This window comes from Bacillus aquiflavi (assembly GCF_019915265.1).
Classification (GTDB): Bacteria; Bacillota; Bacilli; order Bacillales; family Cytobacillaceae; genus Bacillus_BT; species Bacillus_BT aquiflavi.
In genome coordinates, this window is sequence record NZ_CP082780.1 from 364,854 (window position 1) to 388,374 (window position 23,521).

General features: G+C 36.1%; 19 protein-coding genes and 3 pseudogenes. 16 read left to right on the forward strand and 6 right to left on the reverse strand.

Translation table 11 applies throughout. The features are described 5' to 3' along the window. Window positions 1-102: 102 nt before the first annotated feature. Together K6959_RS01840 and K6959_RS01845 are read left to right on the forward strand one after the other, a co-directional pair. Window positions 103-1,014 carry a glutamate biosynthesis transcriptional regulator GltC gene (locus K6959_RS01840; RefSeq protein WP_163241139.1) on the forward strand — a complete coding sequence of 304 codons (912 nt, stop codon included), beginning with the start codon at window positions 103-105 and terminating at the stop codon, window positions 1,012-1,014. Window positions 1,015-1,032: 18 nt separating this feature from the next. After that, a complete protein-coding gene (locus tag K6959_RS01845; protein WP_223087473.1) occupies window positions 1,033-2,181 on the forward strand; it encodes a DEAD/DEAH box helicase in 1,149 nt (382 codons plus the stop codon). 413 nt (window positions 2,182-2,594) lie between these two features. Here the strand turns inward: K6959_RS01845 and K6959_RS01850 are convergent. Continuing rightward, a pseudogene (locus K6959_RS01850) lies at window positions 2,595-3,739 on the reverse strand (aminotransferase class V-fold PLP-dependent enzyme). A gap of 206 nt (window positions 3,740-3,945) precedes the next feature. Beyond that, window positions 3,946-4,869 carry a ketopantoate reductase family protein gene (locus tag K6959_RS01855; RefSeq protein WP_163241148.1) on the reverse strand — a complete coding sequence of 308 codons (924 nt, stop codon included), beginning with the start codon at window positions 4,867-4,869 and terminating at the stop codon, window positions 3,946-3,948. A gap of 205 nt (window positions 4,870-5,074) precedes the next feature. On the opposite strand from K6959_RS01855, the gene K6959_RS01860 reads away from it, so the two are divergent. The 10 genes from K6959_RS01860 (at window position 5,075) to K6959_RS01905 (ending at window position 13,634) form a co-directional block, all read left to right on the forward strand. After that, entirely contained in the window at window positions 5,075-5,404 is a 330-nt protein-coding gene (locus K6959_RS01860; RefSeq protein WP_163241151.1) for a PadR family transcriptional regulator, read from the forward strand. Then, a complete protein-coding gene (locus K6959_RS01865; RefSeq protein WP_223087475.1) occupies window positions 5,394-5,900 on the forward strand; it encodes an HAAS signaling domain-containing protein in 507 nt (168 codons plus the stop codon). Before K6959_RS01860 ends, K6959_RS01865 begins: the two co-directional genes overlap by 11 nt. Before the next feature lie 44 nt (window positions 5,901-5,944). Further along, on the forward strand, window positions 5,945-6,880 hold the full coding sequence (locus K6959_RS01870; RefSeq protein ID WP_163241157.1) for a DUF4097 family beta strand repeat-containing protein: 936 nt from the start codon (window positions 5,945-5,947) through the stop codon (window positions 6,878-6,880). 59 nt (window positions 6,881-6,939) lie between these two features. After that, window positions 6,940-7,089: a hypothetical protein gene (locus K6959_RS01875; protein WP_163241160.1), complete on the forward strand. Its 150-nt coding sequence runs from the start codon at window positions 6,940-6,942 to the stop codon at window positions 7,087-7,089. 7 nt (window positions 7,090-7,096) lie between these two features. After that, window positions 7,097-7,273 (forward strand): hypothetical protein, encoded by a 177-nt coding sequence (locus K6959_RS01880; protein ID WP_163241163.1) that lies wholly within the window; start codon window positions 7,097-7,099, stop codon window positions 7,271-7,273. A 58-nt stretch (window positions 7,274-7,331) separates the two neighbouring features. Continuing rightward, complete coding sequence (locus tag K6959_RS01885; RefSeq protein ID WP_163241165.1) at window positions 7,332-7,757, forward strand: DUF1284 domain-containing protein; 426 nt, start codon at window positions 7,332-7,334, stop codon at window positions 7,755-7,757. A gap of 478 nt (window positions 7,758-8,235) precedes the next feature. Continuing rightward, window positions 8,236-8,757, forward strand: a complete 522-nt coding sequence (locus K6959_RS01890) for an RNA polymerase sigma factor (protein ID WP_163241168.1) — start codon at window positions 8,236-8,238, stop codon at window positions 8,755-8,757. A gap of 206 nt (window positions 8,758-8,963) precedes the next feature. Continuing rightward, window positions 8,964-10,394, forward strand: coding sequence for an amidase (locus K6959_RS01895; protein WP_223087476.1), 1,431 nt, complete (start codon window positions 8,964-8,966; stop codon window positions 10,392-10,394). Between the two features lie 209 nt (window positions 10,395-10,603). Further along, window positions 10,604-11,932: a polysaccharide biosynthesis protein gene (locus K6959_RS01900; RefSeq protein WP_163241171.1), complete on the forward strand. Its 1,329-nt coding sequence runs from the start codon at window positions 10,604-10,606 to the stop codon at window positions 11,930-11,932. Between the two features lie 37 nt (window positions 11,933-11,969). Continuing rightward, the gene (locus K6959_RS01905; RefSeq protein ID WP_163241174.1) at window positions 11,970-13,634 is read left to right on the forward strand and encodes a M20/M25/M40 family metallo-hydrolase; all 1,665 of its coding nucleotides are present in this window, start codon (window positions 11,970-11,972) and stop codon (window positions 13,632-13,634) included. Window positions 13,635-13,812: 178 nt separating this feature from the next. Here K6959_RS01905 and K6959_RS01910 read toward each other — a convergent pair whose 3' ends face one another. Together K6959_RS01910 and mscL are read right to left on the reverse strand one after the other, a co-directional pair. Further along, window positions 13,813-14,445, reverse strand: coding sequence for a Bax inhibitor-1/YccA family protein (locus K6959_RS01910; protein WP_179959017.1), 633 nt, complete (start codon window positions 14,443-14,445; stop codon window positions 13,813-13,815). 65 nt (window positions 14,446-14,510) lie between these two features. Further along, entirely contained in the window at window positions 14,511-14,882 is a 372-nt protein-coding gene (mscL, locus tag K6959_RS01915; protein WP_163241179.1) for a large conductance mechanosensitive channel protein MscL, read from the reverse strand. Between the two features lie 432 nt (window positions 14,883-15,314). On the opposite strand from mscL, the gene K6959_RS01920 reads away from it, so the two are divergent. Both K6959_RS01920 and panF read left to right on the forward strand, forming a co-directional pair. After that, on the forward strand, window positions 15,315-15,602 hold the full coding sequence (locus tag K6959_RS01920) for a YhdT family protein (protein WP_163241182.1): 288 nt from the start codon (window positions 15,315-15,317) through the stop codon (window positions 15,600-15,602). Beyond that, a complete protein-coding gene (gene panF, locus K6959_RS01925; RefSeq protein WP_163241185.1) occupies window positions 15,599-17,044 on the forward strand; it encodes a sodium/pantothenate symporter in 1,446 nt (481 codons plus the stop codon). Before K6959_RS01920 ends, panF begins: the two co-directional genes overlap by 4 nt. 277 nt (window positions 17,045-17,321) lie before the next feature. Here the strand turns inward: panF and K6959_RS01930 are convergent, their stop codons facing one another. Both K6959_RS01930 and K6959_RS01935 read right to left on the reverse strand, forming a co-directional pair. Next, the gene (locus K6959_RS01930; RefSeq protein ID WP_163241187.1) at window positions 17,322-18,548 is read right to left on the reverse strand and encodes an aminopeptidase; all 1,227 of its coding nucleotides are present in this window, start codon (window positions 18,546-18,548) and stop codon (window positions 17,322-17,324) included. A gap of 119 nt (window positions 18,549-18,667) precedes the next feature. Continuing rightward, window positions 18,668-20,762, reverse strand: a pseudogene (locus K6959_RS01935) (DNA topoisomerase III). A 210-nt stretch (window positions 20,763-20,972) separates the two neighbouring features. Here K6959_RS01935 and K6959_RS01940 point away from each other — a divergent pair. Both K6959_RS01940 and hutH read left to right on the forward strand, forming a co-directional pair. Continuing rightward, window positions 20,973-21,212, forward strand: a complete 240-nt coding sequence (locus K6959_RS01940; RefSeq protein WP_163241191.1) for a hypothetical protein — start codon at window positions 20,973-20,975, stop codon at window positions 21,210-21,212. A 263-nt stretch (window positions 21,213-21,475) separates the two neighbouring features. Continuing rightward, window positions 21,476-22,999: pseudogene (gene hutH, locus K6959_RS01945) on the forward strand (histidine ammonia-lyase). The last annotated feature ends 522 nt before the right edge of the window (window positions 23,000-23,521 follow it).

Here is a 23,521-nt window from a genome sequence, read left to right on the forward strand (position 1 = left end):
TTATAAGTTTATTTTATAGTTTAAAGATTGATCGAAACAATATAAACTTTAGATAAGTTTAATATCAAAATAAGATTAATTGTGAAAAGAGAGGTGAGAACGATGGAATTAAGGCAAATACGTTATTTTATTGAGGTGGCAAAAAGAGAGCATGTCACTGAAGCTTCGCATGCGTTGCACGTTGCTCAATCAGCAGTAAGCCGTCAAATTTTTAATTTAGAGGCTGAGCTTGGAGTAGATTTATTTATTCGTGATGGACGAAATGTGAAATTAACTCCTATTGGAAAAAATTTTTTAGGACATATGGAGCAAGCGATCCAAGTGATTGAAACTGCCAAAAGGGAAATTGAACAGTATCTTGATCCGGAAAGAGGAACAATTAGAATTGGCTTTCCAAGTAGCATTGCAACATATACGCTTCCAAATATTATTTCAGCTTTTCGTAAAAATCATCCAGAAGTAAACTTTTATCTCCATCAAGGCTCTTATAAAAATTTAGTTGAAACAGTCATTGATGGCGAGATTAATTTAGCTTTGCTTGGACCAGTTCCAAAGCAAAATAAAAATGAAAAGATCATTGGACATACTTTATTTTTGGAACATATCGTTGCATTACTTCCAGCGAGTCATCCACTAGCGGATCAATCTTCCATTCGACTAAGCCAATTGAAAGATGATTCGTTCGTATTATTTCCTGAAGGATTTGTTCTGAGGGAGCTCGTCGTGAATGCGTGTCATCAATCTCGATTTGAGCCGAAAGTGTCGTTCCAAGGAGATGATATTGATGCAATTAAAGGGTTAGTTTCTGCCGGCTTAGGGGTTACCCTTCTGCCTGAAATTACGTTAATTGATAATATTCCGCGGACAACGGTGAAAATTCCAATTAGCGAGCCGCACGTTACTCGGACTGTCGGTGTTATTATTCCGGCCGATAGAGAACTTGCACCAACTGAACAAGTGTTTTATCAATTTTTGAAAGAGTTTTTCGACGTGTTAAGTGGATTTGGAAGATAATTTAAAGGAGACACTACCATGGGAAATAAATCATCAATTTTAACTACATTAAAACCATTTTTACAAAATAACTGGGGAAAATCGAGATATTCACATTTAACGCCTGTTCAAATGAAAGCCATTCCGCTTATTTTAGAAGGGAAAAATTTAACGGTTCAGTCACCGACAGGTACTGGGAAAACAATCGCTTATTTATTACCGATCATTCAAAAAATGGACAAACAGAAAAAGCAGGCACAAGCGGTTATTATCGCACCGTCCCGAGAGCTTGTCATGCAAATTCATGAAGAGAGCCAAAAGTGGCTTGAAGGAAGCGATTTAAGTGCAGCCTCTTTTATTGGCGGGGCAAATGTAAAAAGGCAAATTGAAAAGTTAAAGAAACACCCGCAATTAATCGTTGGCACTCCAGGACGCATACTTGAATTAATAAAATTGAAAAAGTTGAAAATGCATGAAGTGCAAACAATTGTACTAGATGAAAGTGATCAATTGCTCGTACCTGAACATGAGGAAACGATTAAAAATATTATCAAATCAACAATGAGTGAGCGGCAAGTTCTCCTTTTTTCCGCAACTCGATTAGAAAATAAGGAGAAGATCGAAAATGACCTGGGAAAAGAAGTACAGCTGCTTAAAATAGGAAAAGAAGAAATGCCAGCTTCGAATGTAGCACATTATTATTTTGTATATAGACATCGAGAAAAAGAAAAATTATTAGAGAAAATTTTAAAAACAGTACGCCCGGAAAGGGCACTTGCTTTCGTACAAGATATTGGTAATATGTCTGTAATTGCGGCAAAGCTCAAGTATGAAGGAGTTGCCTTAAATGTTCTGCATAGTGAACTGAAAAAAGAAGAGCGGAAACATTCATTAAATCAGCTGCGAATAGGGAAAAATTCATTATTATTGGCAACCGATGTGGCAACTAGAGGGTTGGATATTAAAGATTTAACTCATGTCATTCACGTCGATTTTCCCGAAAATATTAAACAGTATGTCCATCGATCAGGTAGAACTGGAAGAATGGGTGCTTCAGGTATTGTCATCACTCTTGTAACTGAAAGAGAAGAGCGGACTTTGCGGAAGTATGGCCGCGAGCTGGGAATCAAAATGCAGCGAAAGTCTATTTACAAAGGTAAGCTCGTCGATTTCGCACCAAGGGCCTGAACTTAATTTTGTAAGGTTGACAGTCTAGAGAGCGTCAAAAAAAGCCGAGGATTTCATTAGTTATAAGAAATCTTCGGCTCAAATTGTTGCCAAGCAAACCGAATCAACCGATCTATTCGTTTCCGCCTTGTGCGGCGCACCTCGATTGACAAGCGTTTTCTGAAATATTGACTTTGTCGACAAGCTTCGCTATTGCTCTTGTTTATAAAATTTAATTACACCAGTATATGTTGTTATAAAGGGTTTTTTATCTTCATTACAGCTTCAGTGATTATTTCTTGATCACGATTTAATAACATGATGAATGGTCGATTCGTATGACTATACATTTTCCTTAAAGCCTAACCCCAAGCTGTTCTAAAACGACCGATTTTGCCTCCCGCCTAAAAAAGTTGCTAGGGGCATCTGTTGTTTTACTTTTCCATCATTAAACGAGCTAATTCAGTAATTGCATAAGTCAGTTCATCTTTATTGTTATAAAAGTGCGGCGCTATCCTGATGACATCGTTTCTTGCAGCAACAACGATCTTTTTTTTTTTTCTTTCAACAATTGTTCAACTTTTAATGCGTTTTTCGCATAAAAAGCGGTCATGCTTGAACTGGATTCAGCAGAAAACGGCCCGATAATTTGCAATCCCTTTTCTGCTCCGAAATTTCTCGTATAATCGGCTAACTGTTGCAAGTACAATTGAATGTTATGTACACCAATTTGCAGTAACAAATTGATTGCTTCACATGCGGCATAAATGCTAATGAAAGAAGGTGTACCTGTTTCAAAGCGGCGAGCTCCCGTTGCAAAAACAGGATTAGACATATTAAATACTGCTGTACTTTCTTGTCCAAACCATCCAGTCAGTTTCGGTTTTAACTGTTGAGCGAGCTCTTTTTTAATATAGAGAAATGCGACACCGGGAATTCCTAACATATACTTGCGGGTTCCTGTCGTTAATATATCTATGTCCATTTCTTTTACGTTAATGGGAATATGTCCTGCCGATTGGTATGCATCTACAAATAAAAGGGAACCCTTTCTATGCACGATATCCGCAATCTCTTTAATATTTTGCTTATACCCATTGTAAAAAGAGACGTGAGGAATGCACGTGAGCAGTGTCTCGTTAGTGACTTCTTTTTCATATTGTGTTAAATGTATCATTCCATTAGTAGAATGAATAAAGGTAACGTTATTTTTGAACTGTTCTTGTGCAAGCCATATGTGAGCAACAGTAGGAAAATCAATATCTGTTAAGATTATTTTCTTTTTCTTATTTCTGAAAGGCAAACATGAAGCGATAGCAGAGATCGCATCAGAGACAGAAGTTAAGATGGCAATTTCATCGGTTTCGGCACCAATCAGTTTGGCAAATTTCTCTCTAGTCTCTTCCATTTTTGCAATTGATTGCTTCCAATTACGTCCTGAAAAAAGCAACTGGCGGTTATATTCTTCGATCGCTTTTGAAACCGGCAAAGCCAGTGCTCCTTGAGAACAGTTAGCTAAATATACATAATCGGACAAAATGGGAAAAAGTGAGCGATAAGAATGAAATTGATAAGTCATTTTTTTGCCTCCGTTTTAGTTAATAAAGATCAAGTGATTTTTATACGATCGAGCATAGTAAACTTTTCTATATACCGAAACTTTTATTTGTGAGAAAAAAATCCATTTTGCTGATTGTTTTGATCAATTTAACATCTATGAAAAACAGAACGAATGATGATGAGCAATAAAAAGAACCGGGCGCTATTTTTCCGCCCGATTTCAATTCACGATAGACTGTTATTTTCATATGGTTTAATTAATCCATACAACGTTTCAACAACTGGAAGACGCATATTCACTTTTTTAGCAAGACGAATAGCTCCGCCTTGTAAATGTTCCACTTCAAGCGTAAGTCCTTTCCGTTTATCTTGGTGCATTGATGAAGTTGATTCAGGGGTAAAGTCTTTAATTTGTTCAATCGCTGTTGTGACTTCGTGATCTGTTAATGGAATTTGATAAGCGTTTGCTAAGCTCTTCATTTCATTTAAAGCTTGTTTGACGATTGTAAAAGTCGATGCGTGTTTCACTGCCTCTCCAATCGGAAAATTTCCAGCTGTTGTGATGCCAGAAAAGGCGGTAATAAACATATATTTTTTCCATAAATCGAATAATATATGATCGCTCAAATGATTATTTATATTTGCTTTGTCTGTTATTTGTTTTAATTGATTGCAAAATGGCTCCTGCGAAGGAGTGAGCGGGCCGAAGACAAGGTTATGCTGGTCACTTGTATGAACAACGTGTCCAGCTTCATTTAAAGTCGCAATAATGAACGATAAACCACCGATCACATTTTCTTTTCCTAATTGTTGTTGCAAAAGTTCAAAATGCTCAATTCCGTTTAAGACCGGCAATACTTTTGCGCCTTTGTCGACTAATTGTTTTAGTTGCGGAAAAGTTCCTTGCAGATGATATCCTTTCACAGCAAGTAAAACAAGATCCGCTTGTTCGATTTCAGCTGTGCTCTCGACTGCATGTAAATGTTCTACTGTATAGTCACCTTTCACACTATGGATTTTTAGCCCATTGTTTTTTAATTGTTGAGCCCGTATGCTACGAACAAGATAAGTCACATTTTGACCAGCTTCTTGTAATCTTGCGCCAAAATAAGCACCTAAAGCACCTGCTCCTAATACAACAATATTCATCATAACACCTCTTTACAATATTCAATGCACCATATTAAGCTTCATTTATTTTATCTTATCATTTTTTGATTTTTCAAAAAAGAAGCCTTTTTAGTATTAATGGAAACATTAATCACTACCTTGCATTAATCAGTAGTATGTATTATTCTATAAATAGAAGATCTCACAACAATAAATGTTGTTGTGAATAAGGGGAAGGTAAACGTTGAATGTTCAATTTAAAAAAGGAGTTCTTGAATTGTGTGTCATGTTGTTAATTTCTAATAAAGATCAATATGGATATGAGCTGGCGCAAAACATTTCAAGTAAAATAGAAGTAGCGGAAGGAAGTTTATATCCACTATTACGACGATTAACGAAAGAGGAATATTTAACAACGTATTTAGTAGAATCATCTGAAGGACCATCACGAAAGTATTATTCATTGACTGAAAAAGGGATGGTATACATGAAGACGTTAGTTAAAGAATGGCAGCAATTTGCAAGTGCTGTAGATCAATTTATCGAGGAAGGATTAGGGAATAATGGAGAATAAATTTTTACAGCAATTAGAATCATTGTTGCGTGAATTACCTGAACATGATCGAGCAGAAATACTGTATGATTACGAAGAGCATTTTGCGAACGGATTTGCAAACGGAAAAAGTATGGAAGAAATTGCGAAAGAACTTGGTAATCCTAGGAATATTGCAAAAGAGTTATTGGCAGATGATAAAATTTCAAGAGCGGAGACAAATAAATCAATCGGAAATATTTCAAAAGCAATTTTCGCTGCTATCGGGATGAGTTTTTTTAACTTATTATTTATATTAGCTCCTGTTATCGGAATCGTTGCAGTTTATATTGCATTATGCGTTACAGCTATTATTCTTGCTTTGTCGCCATTAATAGGGCTTGTAAACATATTTTTTATGGAGCTCGGAGAGTTTTTATTTAATTTTTTTTCTCTCACTTATATTATGCGGCGTAGGCGTGTTGCTATGTATCGGGATGTTTTATGTCGGCAAATTCCTTTATCATGCCATTCTTAGTTATATAAAATTTAATATAAAAATCATTAGAGGAGAAAAAAAATATGAAAACGATGATTAATGTAGCCCTAACTGTTTTATTAATCGGAATGATTGGTGTTGTTATCACCTTTAACGCTTTTGGCAAAGAAGATTACAATGAAGAAAAGGTAATACATAACGATCAAATTGAGAATATACAAATTGAAACAGATTCAACAGATATTATATTCATTCCAACTACTGGGAAAAAGATCACTTTGCAATTAAAAGGGAAGTTAAGTAAAAAAATAAAAAATGTATATAAATTAGAAGTGGAAGAAAGAGAAAATGAACTGAATGTAATAGTGGACAGGAAAAATAAGTTTACATTTGGAAATATGGTTGATTCGATAAAACTATATGTAGAAGTCCCGCAAAAGCTTTATGAAACAATTTCCTTGAAAACAACATCAGGCGATATGAAAGTAGAAGAGATCAAAGGGAAAGAAATCTCCCTAAAGGCGAATTCTGGTGAGATAAATATTCAAGACGGAACAGCTGAAAACTCGCTTAATATTAAAGCAACAAGCGGAGATATTACCATGACTGATATTCAAGGAAAAACGTTAAACATTAAAGCAAATAGCGGAGGGATTATTGCGAAAAATCAAGCCGCGATTGATTCTGAATTTACAACTACATCAGGTGATATCGAATTAGAAAATATAACAGGCAATATAGAAGTTACTAGTTCATCTGGGAGCAGTAAAATTGAAAATGAAGAAGTATCCGGGGATATTGTCGCTCATGCTACAAGTGGAGATGTGATGGTAACATATTCTAAAAAACCTGCATCACTAGAGGTAGACTTTAGAGGGAGCTCAGGTGAAGGCGTAATTGATATGGATGGATTTATGTATGAAGAAAAAGCTGAAGATGTGATCATTGGAAAAATTGGTGATGGTGTAAATAAAATAAGAGTAAGAACTTCCTCAGGAGACTTTTATTTAGGAAATTAATTGTGGATAAGTCAGCTCACTTCAGGAAAGGATATATATATAAAAGGAGGAATTCTTGAATGGGCAAAAAAAAATCAGGTAATGCAAATGCACAAAGAAATAATAATGCAAAGCAAAAAAATGAGTTTCCTAAAATAAGTACATTTGCACAAATGGAAGAAGTGCGCATGGAAGAACGGAAATACGATCAAGATCGTATCGAAGAGTAAAAAAGTCATGTGGAAGATGAAACAGTACTTCCAACGTCAATATTTAAAGCAAATGGGCTTTGAAAACGCTTGCCAGTTAAAGCACGAACATGAGGCGGATACGAATAGAACAATTGTTTATAAGTTTGTTTTAACAGTCTTTAGTGGGAGTATGGTTCCAGCTCCTACTTTTTTTATGATATAATGATTTTTTACTATATAAATAGAAAAAAAGAATCATTTATTTTGTGGAAGTGATGATAATGACAAAAGTATTAAGAGGCCATCACCTTCTTTGCGTTCATGGATTTCAAGGTTTAGGCTATAGCCCGGCATTTGTTGAAAAAATGAATGAAATTGTTACCGATATCCGCAATGATCAACTTGATTTTCAGATTCAAGTAGTAGCTGCTTTTGACGAGGCATGTATGGCATGTCCTCACCGCGGTATAGAAAAGTGTGAGGCAGATCAAAATTCTAATGAACATGTTTTATCAATGGATGAGAAGGTCATTCGTCATCTCGGTATAGAAAAAGAAAAAGTTTATCAGAAATCTGAATTAATCTCATTAACTGCTGAAAAGGTGAAGCCGGAGGATTTAGATGACATTTGTGAAAACTGCTCTTGGCTATCATATGGTGTTTGTAAAGAAGGAATGGCAAAATTACGAGAGAAGTATGAAAAATAAGCGTGCAGACAAAAGGCAAATGCCTGATAGACTACTAGAAAACGCTTGTTAATCAAGATGCCGTGCAACAAGGCGAAAGCAAAAACAACAGGTGTTTATAAGTTTGTTTGTCAACAGTCTGAAATAACAATTGTGAGCGTATCTTACATAAGATCGCTTTTTTTTGTTTTTTTAAGTAGCTCATATTATTCGTTGTGTCAGCTTTTAAAGCGTGACTTCTTATAGAAGTGTAAGAATAAACATAACTTTAATGTAAGATTGTTCGGTTATGCTTACGATAATAATGCCTATTTTAACCTTACAAAAGTGAAAGGTTTGTGTAACATAAATCGATTTCACTTCTTTTCTCGATCTTTTAAAGTAATAAATGATTCAGATCATAAAATATTTCTTAACTGTAGGGGTTGCCTAAAGATAATTCGTTAATATATATGAAGATATGAGAATGTACATTGTCTTTGACAGAGGGGAGAATAAGATGAACATAAATAAACAACAGATAGACAAAAAATTTGAAGAACATATTAAAGAGCTAGGAACAGCTTTATTTAAATATATTTATTCACTTGTAAAACATAAACAATTAGCGGAAGATTTACAGCAAGATGTGCTTTTATCTGCTTATCTAGCTTTTCATTCTTTTGAAGAACGAGCCTCATTTAAAAGTTGGATTTTTAAAATTGCAACGAATCGATGCCGTGACTATTGGCGTAAAGAGAAAGGGAACCAACGTTTTTGGCAAGAAGGTGTATTTGATTACGTAAGTACAATTGAAATGACAATAGAGCCTGAGGAATATATATTAGAAAAATATAAAAAAGAGGAAGTATTACATAAGATTCATGAGCTGCCAGGAAAATACCGTGAACCTCTTTTACTATTTTATTTTCATCAATGTACGATAACAGAAATTAGTCAGGAATTTGAAATACCAATGTCGACTGTGAAGACGAGAATGAGAAGAGCGAAAAAACGTCTTCAGCCAAAAATAGATATGTAAAATGCTTAGTAGTTTTGACATGACAATCATTTATCTTGGATGTCCACCATGCTCAAATACCATCAGTTAATCATTACTGATTGTATTTGAGTTTTATTTTGAGTTAAAATGGCTTTAACTATATTTTTAACCAAAAATATCGGAATATTATAATAATTTAAACGGTAATATAGATGAGGGGGGAACGATTATGACTGTTACGATTAATGAAACAAAAAAATGTTCAAATGATTTTAGATATGGACGAAAGTGAACTGGCAGAGGCGATAAAGCAAAAAAAAATTAGTTCATTTGAAGCAACGAAAACGTATATTGAACATTTAAAAATGATGAATCCGAAGTTAAATTGCCTTACTGAGGATCGTTTTGATGAGGCGCTTGAAGAAGCAAAGCAAATGGATAGACAAATAGAAATACAACAAGGAAAAGGGCGTCTACTCGGTGTCCCTATAAGTATAAAGGAATCATTTCACGTAATGGGAATGAAAACAACAGGAGGGCTTCCTTACCGAAAACATATTGTCGAAACAAATGATGCCGCTATTGTAGCCAACTTAAAAGCGGAAGGAGCAATTATTCTTGGAAAAACTAATACGCCTGCACTTTGCTTTTGCCAGGAAACAGACAACAAGTTGTATGGCCGGACGAATAATCCGTGGGATGTGACGAGAACAGCTGGCGGCTCCAGTGGGGGAGAGGGTTCTCTCATTGCTGCTGGCGGGGCAGCGGTAGGTGTTGGCTCTGATATTGGCGGATCAATTCGGTTTCCGAGTCACTTTAACGGTGTTGTCGGATTTAAAAGTGGTAATGGCCAAGTGTCTAGTGAGGGCTCTTTTCCACTAAATGATATTCCATTGCAAAAACGGATGCTCGGTATTGGTGCAATTGGAAAGTCAGTTCGCGATGCCCGAAATGTAAATGAAATCATTGCTAAAGCGATACCTGAAAAAAGAAACTTACAACAGTTTTCAGTTGTCATGCCAATTAGAAAACTCTACTATCCTATTAACTCTGATACTCATTCGTTATTGCTTCATATAAAAGAAAAAATTGAAGATCACTTTCCTGTTAGTGATGAACAGCCGCCTTATTATACGAAATCAGCTTTACTATGGCAGTTAATAATGTCTATTGATGGTGCCGCTAGAATTGCGCGGACAGCATTTGGAGAAAATCCGCCGAAATTACTGCGTGAATATATGAAAGAAAAGCTGTTAAAAGGTTCTGAGCTTCATCAATTTTTAACATGGGCAATGATTGGTGCTAATTTATTTAAACCTAGTAGCAAGAAGATTGCTGAAATGGAAGCAACGATAAAAGAAGGAGATGAACAGTTAAGGCAATACTTTAATAAGCGTCTGCTCATTTTGCCAATCTATCATACAGCTGCATTAAAGCACGGTCAAGTATATCATGAGCTTTTTTCAATTAGAAAAACTTATCAGCGTTATATCCCTTTTGTTGCTTATGCAAATGTTTGGGGATTACCAGCGCTAGTCGTACCTGTTGGCGAAGATGAGAATGGGCTGCCAATTGCGATCCAGATTATAAGCGGTATTGGAAATGAAGATGCGATTTTTCAATTTGGAGAAATAATCGAACAGCATTTTCGCGGGTACAAGCGCTGTGTTTTTTAATTCAAGGTGTGTGAGACTTGAAACTCACACACCTCTATGTTCCATTCACCTTCGCTTCGATTGACTACCGTTTTAAGTCTGATACAGAAGTCGAATCAACTAATCTTAGAGGACAAAGAGCCAAGCAATACCTAATTTTTAAAAATAATTCGCAAACTTGTCTCATACCTTATATTGTTGAGTGAATTTTTCAAATAAGGGGAGACATGATGAAAGCTTTTTATAGAGGAATAATTGTTTTAGTTATGGCGGCATTCATAAGCGAAATCTTTGAGTTTTTGGTTAACGTCGTATTAGCTCGGGAATTAGGTGAAATGGGCATGGGATTATACATGTCCATCTTGCCGTCAATTTTTTTAGTCGTTATTATTGCCAGCTTAGAGTTACCAGTTTCTGTTTCTAAGTTTATTGCCGAAAAAGAGGCGCAATATCATAAAAGCATGCTTACACATACGTTTCAATTAACTATTTTATTTACAATTGTTTTAATGAGTGCCGTAACCATTATTTTTATACTTGTTCCAGTCTTTCAAACGTATCATCCATATATTCGCTGGGCATGTATTTTACTTATTCCGATTATTTCCTTTTCTTCTATTGCAAGAGGGTATTTTATGGGGTTGCAGAAAATGAGTAAAATTGCGATTTCCAACTTAATGCGAAAAATTGCACAGTTGCTTTTACTTATCATTGTTTTCAAACTATTTCAGTTTCAAATCGAATCAGCTATTTTAATTGCAATTTGTGTGTTCATTGGCAGTGAATTAATTGTTTTTCTTTATTTAATTCATGCCTACTATTTACAAGCCCGTAATTTAAAGGAGAAAAGAGGATTAAGCTTAAGAAGAAAAGAAGTCCGAGATAAATTACTAGCTGTATCATTACCGACAACAGGAATGCGAATTTTCCATGCGCTTACTCATGCAGTGAAACCATTTTTAATTAAAAGTGCGCTATTGAAGGCAGGTTTAACAGCGACTGCTGCAACAGAGCAGTTTGGTATGGTAGCGGGAGTTGCGCTTACAATTGGCTTTTTTCCAGCATTTATTGCCCATTCGTTATTGATCATGTTAATTCCTACTGTATCGGAAGCGTATGCAAAAAAAGATTTATTTAAGCTGCAAAAGCTTCTTCAGCAAGTCATGATGTTAACTTTTTTGTACGGCGTTCCTGCTGTCTTTATTTTTAATATTTTTGCTGAGCCATTAACGAATTTATTTTTTAAGTCATCGACAGCATCAATTTATTTACAGCTTCTATGGCCGTATTTTTTAGTTCATTTCTTTGTCATCCCGATGCAAGCATTTTTAATTGGGCTTGGACTTGTGAAAGAAGCTTTTCTTCATTCTATTTGGTCAACAATCATTTCGTTTTCACTCATTTATATATTTGGTTCAAGCGCACAGTTTGGAATGTACGGTGTCATTATTGGCATGAACACAGGAGGATTACTGTTGCTGCTTATGCATTACTTAACAATTTGCAAAAAAATTAACTTCTCGCTTATATTGCGTAGGCCAGTTAAGCATTACGATTAAATTACTTTAGGCCATTTATCGGAAGGAGGTTGACAAATTGCGGCCTTGTCGTGAAGAAGTTTTAGCGATTACGAAAGAGCTCGTACATGTAAATAGTGTTGTAAATACTAATGGAGAAAAACAAGTTGCACAATATATTTTTCATTGGATTAAAAAGCTTAAATATTTCCAGTTACACGAAACTGCTGTTATGATGCAAAAGACGATGAACGATCAATATGAGCGATACAACGTATTGGCATATGTAAGAGGAACAAAGTCGGCAAGCGATAAAACAATTATTTTAATGGGGCATTTAGACACAGTCGAAATCGATGACTTTGCTCATTTAAAAAAGTGGGCTTGTTCTCCCGATGAATTAATGGAAAAAATGAAACAGGAAGCCGTTCCGCCGCTTGTTCGTGAACATTTGCATTCAAACGGATGGTTGTTTGGGCGCGGTTCGTTAGATATGAAAAGCGGACTAGCAAGTCATCTTTACTTATTAAAATACTATAGTGAGCACCCCGAAAAATTGTCAGGCAACATCGTGTTGATTGCCGAATGCGATGAAGAGGACAGCTCGCACGGAATTTTGTCTGCCTTAAAAGCTTTAAAAGCTTGGAAAAAGGAGCATCAATTCAATTATATTGCAGCAATTAACGCTGACTTTGTGTCACCTCGTTTTCCAGGAGATGAAAATCGCTATATTTATAAAGGGACTGTCGGAAAGCTATTACCTTCATTTTTTATAACAGGAGCTGAAACCCATGTTGGCTCTTGTTTTGAAGGATTAGATCCAAACTATATTGCAGCCTATTTGACGAAGCAAATAAATTATAATCCAGCACTTTGCAATGAAGCATATGGAGAAATAACTACACCGCCAGTATCGTTAAAGCAAACAGACTTGAAACCATTTTATACTGTGCAAACCGCTTTAGCAGCTTACGTATATTACAACTTCTTTGTTCATTCTTGGTCTCCGAAAGAAGTGTTAGTTAAGCTAAAAAATGAAGCAATAATTGCTTTTCAACAAGCGTTGGCTGATTACAAAGAGCGTTATAAGGCATTTTGCCGCCGATCAGGTGATACGTTTCACGAAATAAGCTGGAAGCCAAGAGTGCTTACTTATAAAGAAATGGAGCGTATTTTAACAAAGCTCCATGGACAGAGCTATATTGATCATATGGAAAAATTCAAGCAAAACAAATTAACTGATGAACAATTAGATGTGAGAATGTTTGCTGCTGCGGTTGTTGAGGAAGCTTGGAAATGGATGGAGGATAAAAGCCCTGCAATTATTTTGTTTTACTCCTCTCTTTATTCTCCAAGAGTCGAAGTTACAGGAGAAAAAAGCGAACGTGAAAAAAATGTACTTCAAGCACTTGATCATGCTGTTGCTGAAGTCCAGCCTCATTATCCTTATTCAATTGTAACTCGGAACTTTTTTCCGTATATTTCAGATATGAGTTTTGTCTCGTTAAGTGATGATGAAAAGGAAATTCAAGCAGCATGTGATAACAATCCGAGCTGGGGAACAAAGCATTATATAGATTATCAACATATTCGCGATTTGAATATTCCAGTCATTAACATTGGACCATATGGCTATGACGCGCATAAAAAATATGAACGCGTAGAACTAGAGTATTCATTTAATATTGTTCCTAATTTAACTTTTCAAGTGATTAAGCAGTTATTGGCATCTGGGCAAAAATAACGTCGTATTCAAAGTACTCGTACACCGTTGTAAACTAACGCTTTCTCCCAGTGCCAGGCGTTTTGTCAACTAGTCTGAGGAAATCGTGACTAAAAAAAGAGTTGGCTTCGGTAATGACCCCCCGAAAGTTAGATTTATCACTCTAACTTTCGGGAGGTCACCACCTTCCAACTCTTTTCTAGTCACGGCTTAATATTCCAAAAATACGCAAAATACTAATAAATAAATTAATAAAATCAAGATATAAATTTAATGCCATTAATGGAACTTCTTCTGCAGTAACACCGTAATGTTTCATTCGATTGAAGTCAAAGAGAATATACCCGCTAAATACAAGTACACCGATAAAGGAAAAGGCTAGCATTCCGGTAGAACTTAGCGGCCAAATGAGATTAAAAATAGAAATAGCAATAAGTGCAAGCAGGGCTGCGAACAACATTCCTCCAAGGAAAGAGAGATCGCGCTTCGTTTTACTAGCATATAGTGCTAAGCCAGTAAAGACAGTAGTAGTTGTTCCTAATGCCATTAAGACGACATTTCCGCCGACAGTAGACATGTAATGAGCTACGATCGGATATGTAGTGATTCCAGAAATAAATGTGAAAATAAAAAGGAACTGATATGAGATCGCTTTTTTTCTTCGTAACATGAAAGCGACAATTAACATCCCTACTTCAATTATTGCAAGGGGGATAAATAAAGCAGGCGGAACAAACACACCAGCCATCATCCCAAGTAGAGCGAATGCTAAAGATAAAGCAAATGTTCGCAAAACTGACGGGAAATGTTCATTTACAGTTTGTGTATACAATATAGTCACCTCGTAAAATTGTAATAATTCAAAAACATTATACTAGTATGTGGCAAAATAGTAAATTATTTTTCTTTTAATAAATCGCGAATTTCTGTAAGCAGCTTTTCTTTTGAATCGACTTCAGATATTTCAGCTTTTTTCTCTTCCTGCTTTTTAAATCGATTAACGAAACGAATAAATATAAAAATTGAAAAAGCAATAATTAAAAAGTCAACGATCGATTGGATGAAAGAGCCGTACATAATCTTCGTATCATTAAAGGTGAATGAAAGATTTTTGAAATGAATGCCGCCTAATAATAAGCCGAATAAAGGCATAATGACATCATCTACTAACGAAGAAACAATTTTTCCGAATGCTGCTCCAATAATAACACCGACAGCTAAATCTAGTACATTTCCACGCATCGCAAAATTTTTAAAATCATTCCACATGATCGTCTCTCCTTTCTTATTTTTTTGTATGATCGTCTTACAGAAATGAGTTCACATGATCTTAAAGGATAAACCACATTATACTATTTATTCGGTTAAAAAGTCGCGATTGTAATAAAATTTTTACATAAACAATAGAATAATCATCTCATTTCCGATGTTAATTTTTGATTTTCTGCTTCTTAAAAAGCCATTTATAGTTTATAGAAAACACTCTTTTCTTTCATTGATTTGAGTGATTTTTGTGGGGATGTGCACATTCTTTGTTTTAAGTTGTGTCATGATGTATAAATGTTAAAGGTGATAGATATTTTGTATTTTCAACTGATTACTAGTTTTTTAGTTATGAATCTTTCTGTTCGATTAGGCACAGCTTTAAGGTTGTAGTAAAATCAACTTTAACAGGAAGATATGGTTGAAGGAGAGAAAGAGATGGATCATGGTTCGAACTCAAAGGATATCCGTTTTAAAATAGCACATAGGGAAGCTTTAATCGGTGTAGTGCTCGTTGTCATAAACTTTATATGGTGGTTTGGATTTGCTTATTATCTAGGTTCTGCACCAGTTGAAAAATATCAATATGTTTTTGGATTACCAGCTTGGTTTTTTTATAGCTGTGTCGTTGGCTTTATTGTGATGGTCTTTATGATTATTTTGGTTGTAAAATTGTTATTTAAGGAAGTTCCGTTTGAGGATGGGGAAGGGGAAAGAACAGAATGAATTGGGCGGTCATTTCTCCGTTAATTATTTTTTTGCTTATTATTTTCATCGTTGGATTTTGGGGAAGTTTATACGTGAAAAAGTCAGACTCGTTTCTCCAAGAGTATTTTTTAGGCAGCAGGGAGCTGGGCGGCTTTATTTTGGCGATGACAATGACTGCTACCTATGGAAGTGCGAGCAGTTTTATTGGCGGTCCAGGTGTCGCATATACTCAAGGTCTCGGCTGGGTGCTTTTGGCGATGGCACAGGTGGCAACAGGGTATTTCGTCTTAATGGTGCTTGGAAAAAAATTTGCTATTATGGCAAGGAGATATCGCGCTATTACGTTAATTGATTATTTAAAAGAGCGTTATCAAAGTACAGCGGTTGTATTATTTTCAGCAGTGAGTATGATTATTTTTTTGTTTTCGGCAATGGCGGCCCAATGGGTTGGAGGAGCAAGATTAATAGAGTCATTAACCGGCCTTTCTTATACCGCAGCGTTATTTATTTTTGCACTATCCGTTCTTGTCTATGTCATTATCGGCGGCTTCAGGGCAGTGGCGTTAACTGATGCAGTTCAAGGGATCGTAATGTTTGGCGGAACATTGATTTTACTAGTTGCGACAATTATTGCTGGAGGCGGAATTGCTAATATGATTGCAGATTTAAAAGCCGAAAATCCGAATTTAATTTCCCCTTATGGTTTTGATGGCGGATTAACGCCATTATATGTTTCCTCCTTTTGGATACTAATTGGGGTAGGGGTAGTCGGCTTACCTCAAGTAACCGTTAGAGCTATGTCTTATAAAAATGCAAAAGCAATGCACCGAGCTATTATTATTGGTACGATTGTCGTTGGTTTCATTATGCTCGGAATGCATTTAATCGGTGTATTTGCGAGGGCCATTATCCCGGGAATTGAAATTGGTGATAAGGTCATGCCGTTAATTGTAATGGAAGTATTGCCGCCCTGGCTTGCTGGAGTCGTCTTAGCAGCGCCAATGGCAGCGATTATGTCGACAGTTGATTCGTTGTTACTTTTAGTCAGCTCGGCGATTGTAAAAGATGTGTACTTAAATTATATAAAACCGAATGCTCCTCCGAAACAAGTGAAGAATATGAGTTTATTTGTTACGACTGCTTTAGGTGTTCTCGTCTTTCTAATGGCGTTAAATCCGCCAGATTTAATTATTTGGTTAAATTTATTCTCATTTGGCGGGTTGGAAGCGGCGTTTATTTGGCCTATTATTTTTGGGCTTTATTGGAAGACGGGGAATAAATACGGAGCCTTAGCTTCGATGATTGTCGGGGTAGGTTCATATATTATCATTGATCGATTTTATCCAAATCCGTTTGGCATGCATACTGTTGTTTTACCGATCTTATTCTCGTTTATCTCGTATATTGCGTTCAGCTTTTTATGTAAACAAAGATTTTCATTATCTAAGGAAACTGTGTAGTTTTTTTAAAACTAATCAAAAACAAGGTCGGGACAAAACCATTTTAATCAAAGATAAATCCGAACAATGAGATAGTTAGTGCTTATATCCCGCTCCGGAAATATACTTCGCTTTCCGCGGGCAACGTCTCAACTTCCTCGGAAGCAAAAACCGCTTCCTGCGGGATTTTCAGCTGTTGCTTTTCCCGCAGGAGTCTACGTATATTTTCTCCCCTAAATGAGCATATCGTTCGTTTTTAGAGTTGATTGTTTTAGTTATGTCCCAGTCTCGTTTCATATTAAAATGCCCAATTTCCCTTTTTGAAAATGGGTTCTGCTCTTCCATCTGTAGTGATTCCATCAATATCCATTTCGGCTGAACCGATCATGAAGTCTACATGAGTGATGCTTTGATTCAGACCATTTTCTTTTAACTGTTCTTGAGTCATGCTTTTTCCGCCTTCAATACAAAATGCATAAGCATTCCCAATTGCTAAATGATTTGAGGCGTTTTCGTCAAATAAAGTATTATAGAAAAGGACGTTTGATTGAGAAATCGGTGAATCAAAAGGTACGAGAGCAAGCTCACCTAAATAATGAGAACCTTCATCTGTTTCAATAAGATGTTTTAAAATGTCTTCACCTTTTTCTGCTTTCACATCAATAATGCGCCCGTTTTCAAATGTAATCGTAAAGTTGTCAATAATATTTCCACCATAGCTTAGCGGTTTTGTATTCGAGACGCAGCCGTTCACCCCTGTTTTTAACGGAACAGTAAACACTTCTTCTGTCGGCATATTTGCCATAAATTCGTTTCCTTGTTCATTGATACTTCCAGCTCCAACCCAAAGATGGTTTTTTGGGAGTTCAATTGTTAAATCTGTTCCAGGTGCTTTGTAATGCAGTTGTTTATATTTTTTCTCATTTAAGTATTCGACTTTTTTATGAAGGGAAGCATCGTGATATTTCCATGCTTGAATCGGATCATCACTGTTAACACGAGTTGCTTTAAAGATTGCCTCCCATAGTTTATGTACAGCGTCATGAGTATCAGGGAATACTTTTTTTGCCCAATCTTCTGAGGCTGCTGCCACAACAGTCCAACTAACTTTATCTGCTGATACGTATTGGAGATATTTTGCTCTTGCTTTCCCAGCTGCTTTTTGGAAGTTAGCAATTCGGTTTGGATCGATCCCTTTTAATAAATCAGGGCTTGAAGAAATAACTGCCATAAATGCTGCACCGTTTTCAGCTAATTTCTCAACTTCTTTTGCTCTTAACATTGGGTATTCATGGAATACTTCATCCGGAGCAAGTTCATATTTTAATCGAGTGACAACATCATCGTTCCAATTCGTAATAACATTATGAGCACCGGCTTCATAGGCTTTTTTTACTACAAGTCGAACAAACTCTGCTCCATCGAGAGAGGCATTAATCACTAATGTTTGTCCTTTTTGTATGTTTACACCGACTTTTACGGCTAGTTCTGCATACTTTTCCAAGTTTTTTTTAAATTCACTCATGTTTTTAATTCCTCCTTTTTAAAATGTTCTCCTTCATATTAGCAATATTTAGTGAGAAAATAAATTGACTTGCAAACGTTTAAGGGAAATAAATCCCCGCCTTTAAGCGGGGGAGTTTACTATTGCTCGTCTTTATTTAACGCTTCTTTCAGTAAGTCACCTAAACTCGTTCCAAAGGAGACGTCTTTTTTAGTATAATGTTGCACGAGCTTTCGTTCTTCTCGTTTAGAAATTGATTTTTTCCGCTCACTTGCTTTTTCAACGATGTTGCATGGACGGCATTGAAAATAGACGCCCGCTTTTCCGTTATGAATCTCCATTTTTTTATGACATTGCGGACAGCGGCGATTGGAAAGTTTCGGATCTTTTCTTTTTCTAAAGCGACATTCCAAATTTGAGCAGACAAGCATTTTTCCTTCCCGCGTATTTCGTTCTTTAAGAAATGAGCCGCACTCGGGACATTTTGCACCTGTTAAGTTATGGGCACGATACGTTTTTTCGCTCTTTTTAATTTCAGCTACAAGATAGGTCGTTTGCTTTCGAATGTTCTCGATAAATTTCTTTGGATTCGCTTTCCCTCGGGCAATTAATTCAAGTTCTTTTTCCCATTTTGATGTGAGCTCTGGTGATTTTAGTTCATTATTGACTAGATCAATAAGTTGTTTTCCTTTTGTTGTTGGATAAAGTCGCCCGTTTTGCCGTTCAACAGCTTCCGTACTTAAGAGGCGCTCAATAATATCAGCCCTAGTGGCAGGCGTACCAAGACCGAATTTTTCCATTTGACTTAATAAATCTGCTTCTGTGTAACGAAGCGGTGGTTCAGTTAATTTTTTTTCTTGGCTTACTTCTTTTATTAAAAAAGTATTTCCCTTTGTAAAGTTGTTTAAATTTGCGGCTTTTTCATCACTTTTTCCCGTTATTTTACGATATCCTAAATCAATGACAACTGTTTCTTTGGCTATGAACGTCTCTCCATTCACCTCAAAGGTTGCATGAACTGTTTCATATTGATATGGAGAATAAAATAATGCAAGAAAACGGCGGGCAATTAAATCGTATAGTTTTCGTTCATCCGCGTCTAAATCACTTAAATGCAATCTTTCTTCTGTTGGGATAATGGCATGATGATCTGTTACCTTTTCATTGTTAAAAACTCGGTTCGCCATTACTTTTCCATTATTTTTAAAAACCTCTTTAACTTCTTCTTTATAGCCTGAAGAAATACCATGAAGACGATCAATCATCGTGCTTTTCATATCTGTTGTTAAATAGCGAGAGTCTGTTCGCGGATATGTGACGAGCTTATATTGTTCATATAACCGTTGCAGAACGTTTGCTGTTTTTTTCGCGGAAAAGCCGAATTTTTTATTTGCATCACGCTGTAATTCAGTTAAGTCGTATGGCAGTGGTTGTTGCTCACTCTTCTTTTTCCGGTTAATTAAGCGGAGAACAGCTTTTTTTTTTATCTATTATTTTTTCTTTTATCCTGTCGGCTTTTTCCTTTTGGAAAATTCGCTTTTCACCATTATGCTCCCAGTCAACTTTTAAAGTGCCGATTTGAGCAGAAATCGTCCAGTATTCTTTCGGAACAAAAGTTTGAATTGTTCGTTCTCGTTCCATGATCATCGATAATGTTGGTGTTTGTACTCTACCGGCTGAAAGAGGCTCATTATATTTTGTTGTCAATGCTCTTGTCACATTTAAACCGATTAACCAATCAGCTTCTGCCCGGCAAACAGCAGATTCATAGAGCGAATCAAACTGTGCTCCTGGCTTTAATTGTTGAAAGCCTGTTTTAATTGCTTTATCTGTCTGAGATGAGATCCATAATCGTTTCACTGGTTTACGCCAACGGATCTTCTCAAGAATCCAACGGGCGACAAGTTCTCCTTCTCGTCCTGCGTCAGTAGCAATAATACATTCTTTTTTATCGCTTCGTTTTGCTAATTGTTTGATTGCACGAAATTGATGGCTTGTTTGTTTAATCGTTTTTAAGCCCATTTTTTGAGGGATAATTGGTAAATCTTCAAGTCGCCAATGCGTATTTTTTTTATCATAATGCTCTGGCATCTTTAATTCGATCAAATGTCCGAGAGCCCAAGTGACGATATATTTGTTTCCTTCAAGATAATGCTTATGCTGTTGCTTACAACCGAGAACGCGCGCAATTTCTCGGGCAACACTCGGTTTTTCTGCAAGAATTAGTGATTTCATAAAATCTCCTTTCACATTGAACAAGATTGATGTTTCATTGTCCATTCACGTGCCCATAAAGTTAACAGTAGGTTCACTTTATCAGTATAACGGATAAAGTATTAAAATGACATGTTTTGGCGTCGATCATCCGTAAATAAAATTTGTCGAACAGCCGTGCCAATATTGTACAAGTCTTAATATGCTGTAATAAAAGGAGGTGAATAGAAAATGTTCCAATTATATGATGTAGCCTTAATTCCTCTCATAATGGGAATTGTAGAGTTGTTTAAAAGAGGGGGGCTGCCTGGTAAGTATTCACCTTTTGTTGCAGTTATTTTTGGACTATTATTCGGCATGTTTTATTTAGGGGTTAGTTTGAAAGAAGGATTTGTCGTTGGATTAATGCTAGGCTTATCTGCATCTGGATTATATTCTGGAACAAGAGAAGTTGTGAAAAATGGTAAATAATAATGTGGACAAGCTTTGTTTAATCTAGTTTTGCTTTAGTATATTAACAAATTAGACTGATAAAATATGGAAAAAGTAATTGACAATCTGTTTTCATATCACATAATATAATAGTATATTGATAAAAGTATAGGAAGCGGATTATGATGAAATTAATAAATCAATTTTACAATCACACATTTAAAAAGGCTCGCTCTCAAACATTTTGTTTGAAAGCGGGCCTTTTCTTTATTCCGCTAATATAATCAAGGAGTGTAAGGGTTATGAAAATAACGGGGAATTCGTTAACGTTAACAGATGTTTATCAAGTTTTATATGATCAGGCAACTGTAACTATATGTAAGGATCATTTACAGTTAGTGGAAAAAGGCAGGAAAGCAGTTGACAAGATTGTTCAAGAAAGTCAAGTCGTTTATGGGATTAATACAGGCTTTGGGAAATTTAGTGATGTGCTAATAAATGTAGACTATGTTAAAGAGCTTCAATTAAATTTAATCCATTCACATGCTTGTGGAGTAGGCGATCCCTTCCCAGAAGTTGTATCAAGAGCAATGCTGCTGCTGCGCGCAAATGCGTTGTTAAAAGGTTATTCAGGAGTTAGACCGATCATTATCGAAAGGTTAGTTGAGTTAATAAATGCTAAAATCCATCCAGTTGTTCCACAACAAGGCTCTCTTGGAGCGAGCGGAGACCTTGCGCCGCTGTCTCATTTAGCCCTTGTTTTAATGGGGGAGGGTGAAGTATTTTATAAAGGCAGAAGAATACAAGCTGAGACTGCCCTTGCAGAAGAAGGCATGATGCCAATTTCTTTACATGCTAAAGAGGGATTAGCATTAATTAATGGGACACAAGCGATGACTGCAATGGGAGTTGTTGCCTATTTAGAGGCTGAAAAGCTTGCTTATAAGAGTGAATTAATTGCAGCAATGACGATAGAAGGCCTCAATGGGATTATTGATGCATTTGATGAAGATGTTCATATTGTTAGAGGCTATCCGCAGCAAATTGAAACAGCAAAACGAATGAGAGCCTATTTGTCAGGGAGCCGTTTAACGACTAGACAAGGAGAGATTCGTGTTCAAGATGCCTACTCACTTCGATGTATTCCACAAGTTCATGGGGCATCATGGCAGGTGTTAGATTATGTAAAAGAAAAACTTGAAATTGAAATGAACGCAGCAACAGATAATCCTCTCATTTTTAATGACGGAGATAAAGTGATTTCTGGAGGCAATTTCCACGGTCAGCCGATTGCATTAGCGATGGATTTTATGAAAATTGCTGTCGCTGAGCTTGCGAATATTTCCGAACGTCGAATTGAACGGCTTGTAAATCCACAATTAAATGATTTACCTCCGTTTTTAAGCCCTGAACCAGGCTTACAATCTGGAGCGATGATCCTTCAGTACAGTGCTGCTTCGTTAGTTTCAGAAAATAAGACGCTTGCACATCCAGCCAGTGTTGATTCTATCCCATCTTCCGCCAATCAAGAGGATCACGTCAGTATGGGGACAATTGCTGCAAGGCATGCTTATCAAATCATTCAAAATACACGAAAAGTGCTGGCAATTGAGCTGATTTGCGCAATGCAAGCGGTTGAGTATCGCGGAATCGAAAACATGTAAAACAAAACACGGAGTTTTTATCAAGCAGGAAGAATGATTGTTCCATCGATTATAAAAGACCGAATATTCTCGAAAGATATTGAAAAAGCTACTGAATGGCTTAAAAATGCAAAAAAAATAACTTTAGACCTTGCTAATGGTGATGTTTCAAATAGTAGCTAAAAAACGACAATTTGATATGACCAAAGGCACGGTCTAAAGCTTTTTTTATAGTCAGTTTTACTCGCTTCGATTTGATGCTTTACACTTTAAAGAAAGCGTTTTCAAAATTAGGGATAGTATTTGAGAACGTTTTGAGCTCTATGTAGCTTAATCTTAGTAATCAAAGTTGGAGAAATAGTCAGTCTTTCATTTTTCCCTTTTTGTCAGGCTTTGTTAAGTGATCGAGTAAAAAACCGAATGGGAGATGATAAATAGAACCGGGATCGCAAAGTTTAACAAATGAAAAAAAGCCATTACATCTCCTCCTTATGTGGAAATAAAACATTCTTAGTTCTTGGTGATTAATTTTCCTCGTGCTGCATGCCTAATGGTATCAAATATAAATTTGATAAATTACTTATATTATATGGCATTGTTCACAAAATAGACACATTTTTTTTGCGAATTTCCTCTGTGATTTTCTTTAGTTAACATTAAAATATTCTACATTTAATGCGGGTTCTATTCGTTCAACAAGTGAGT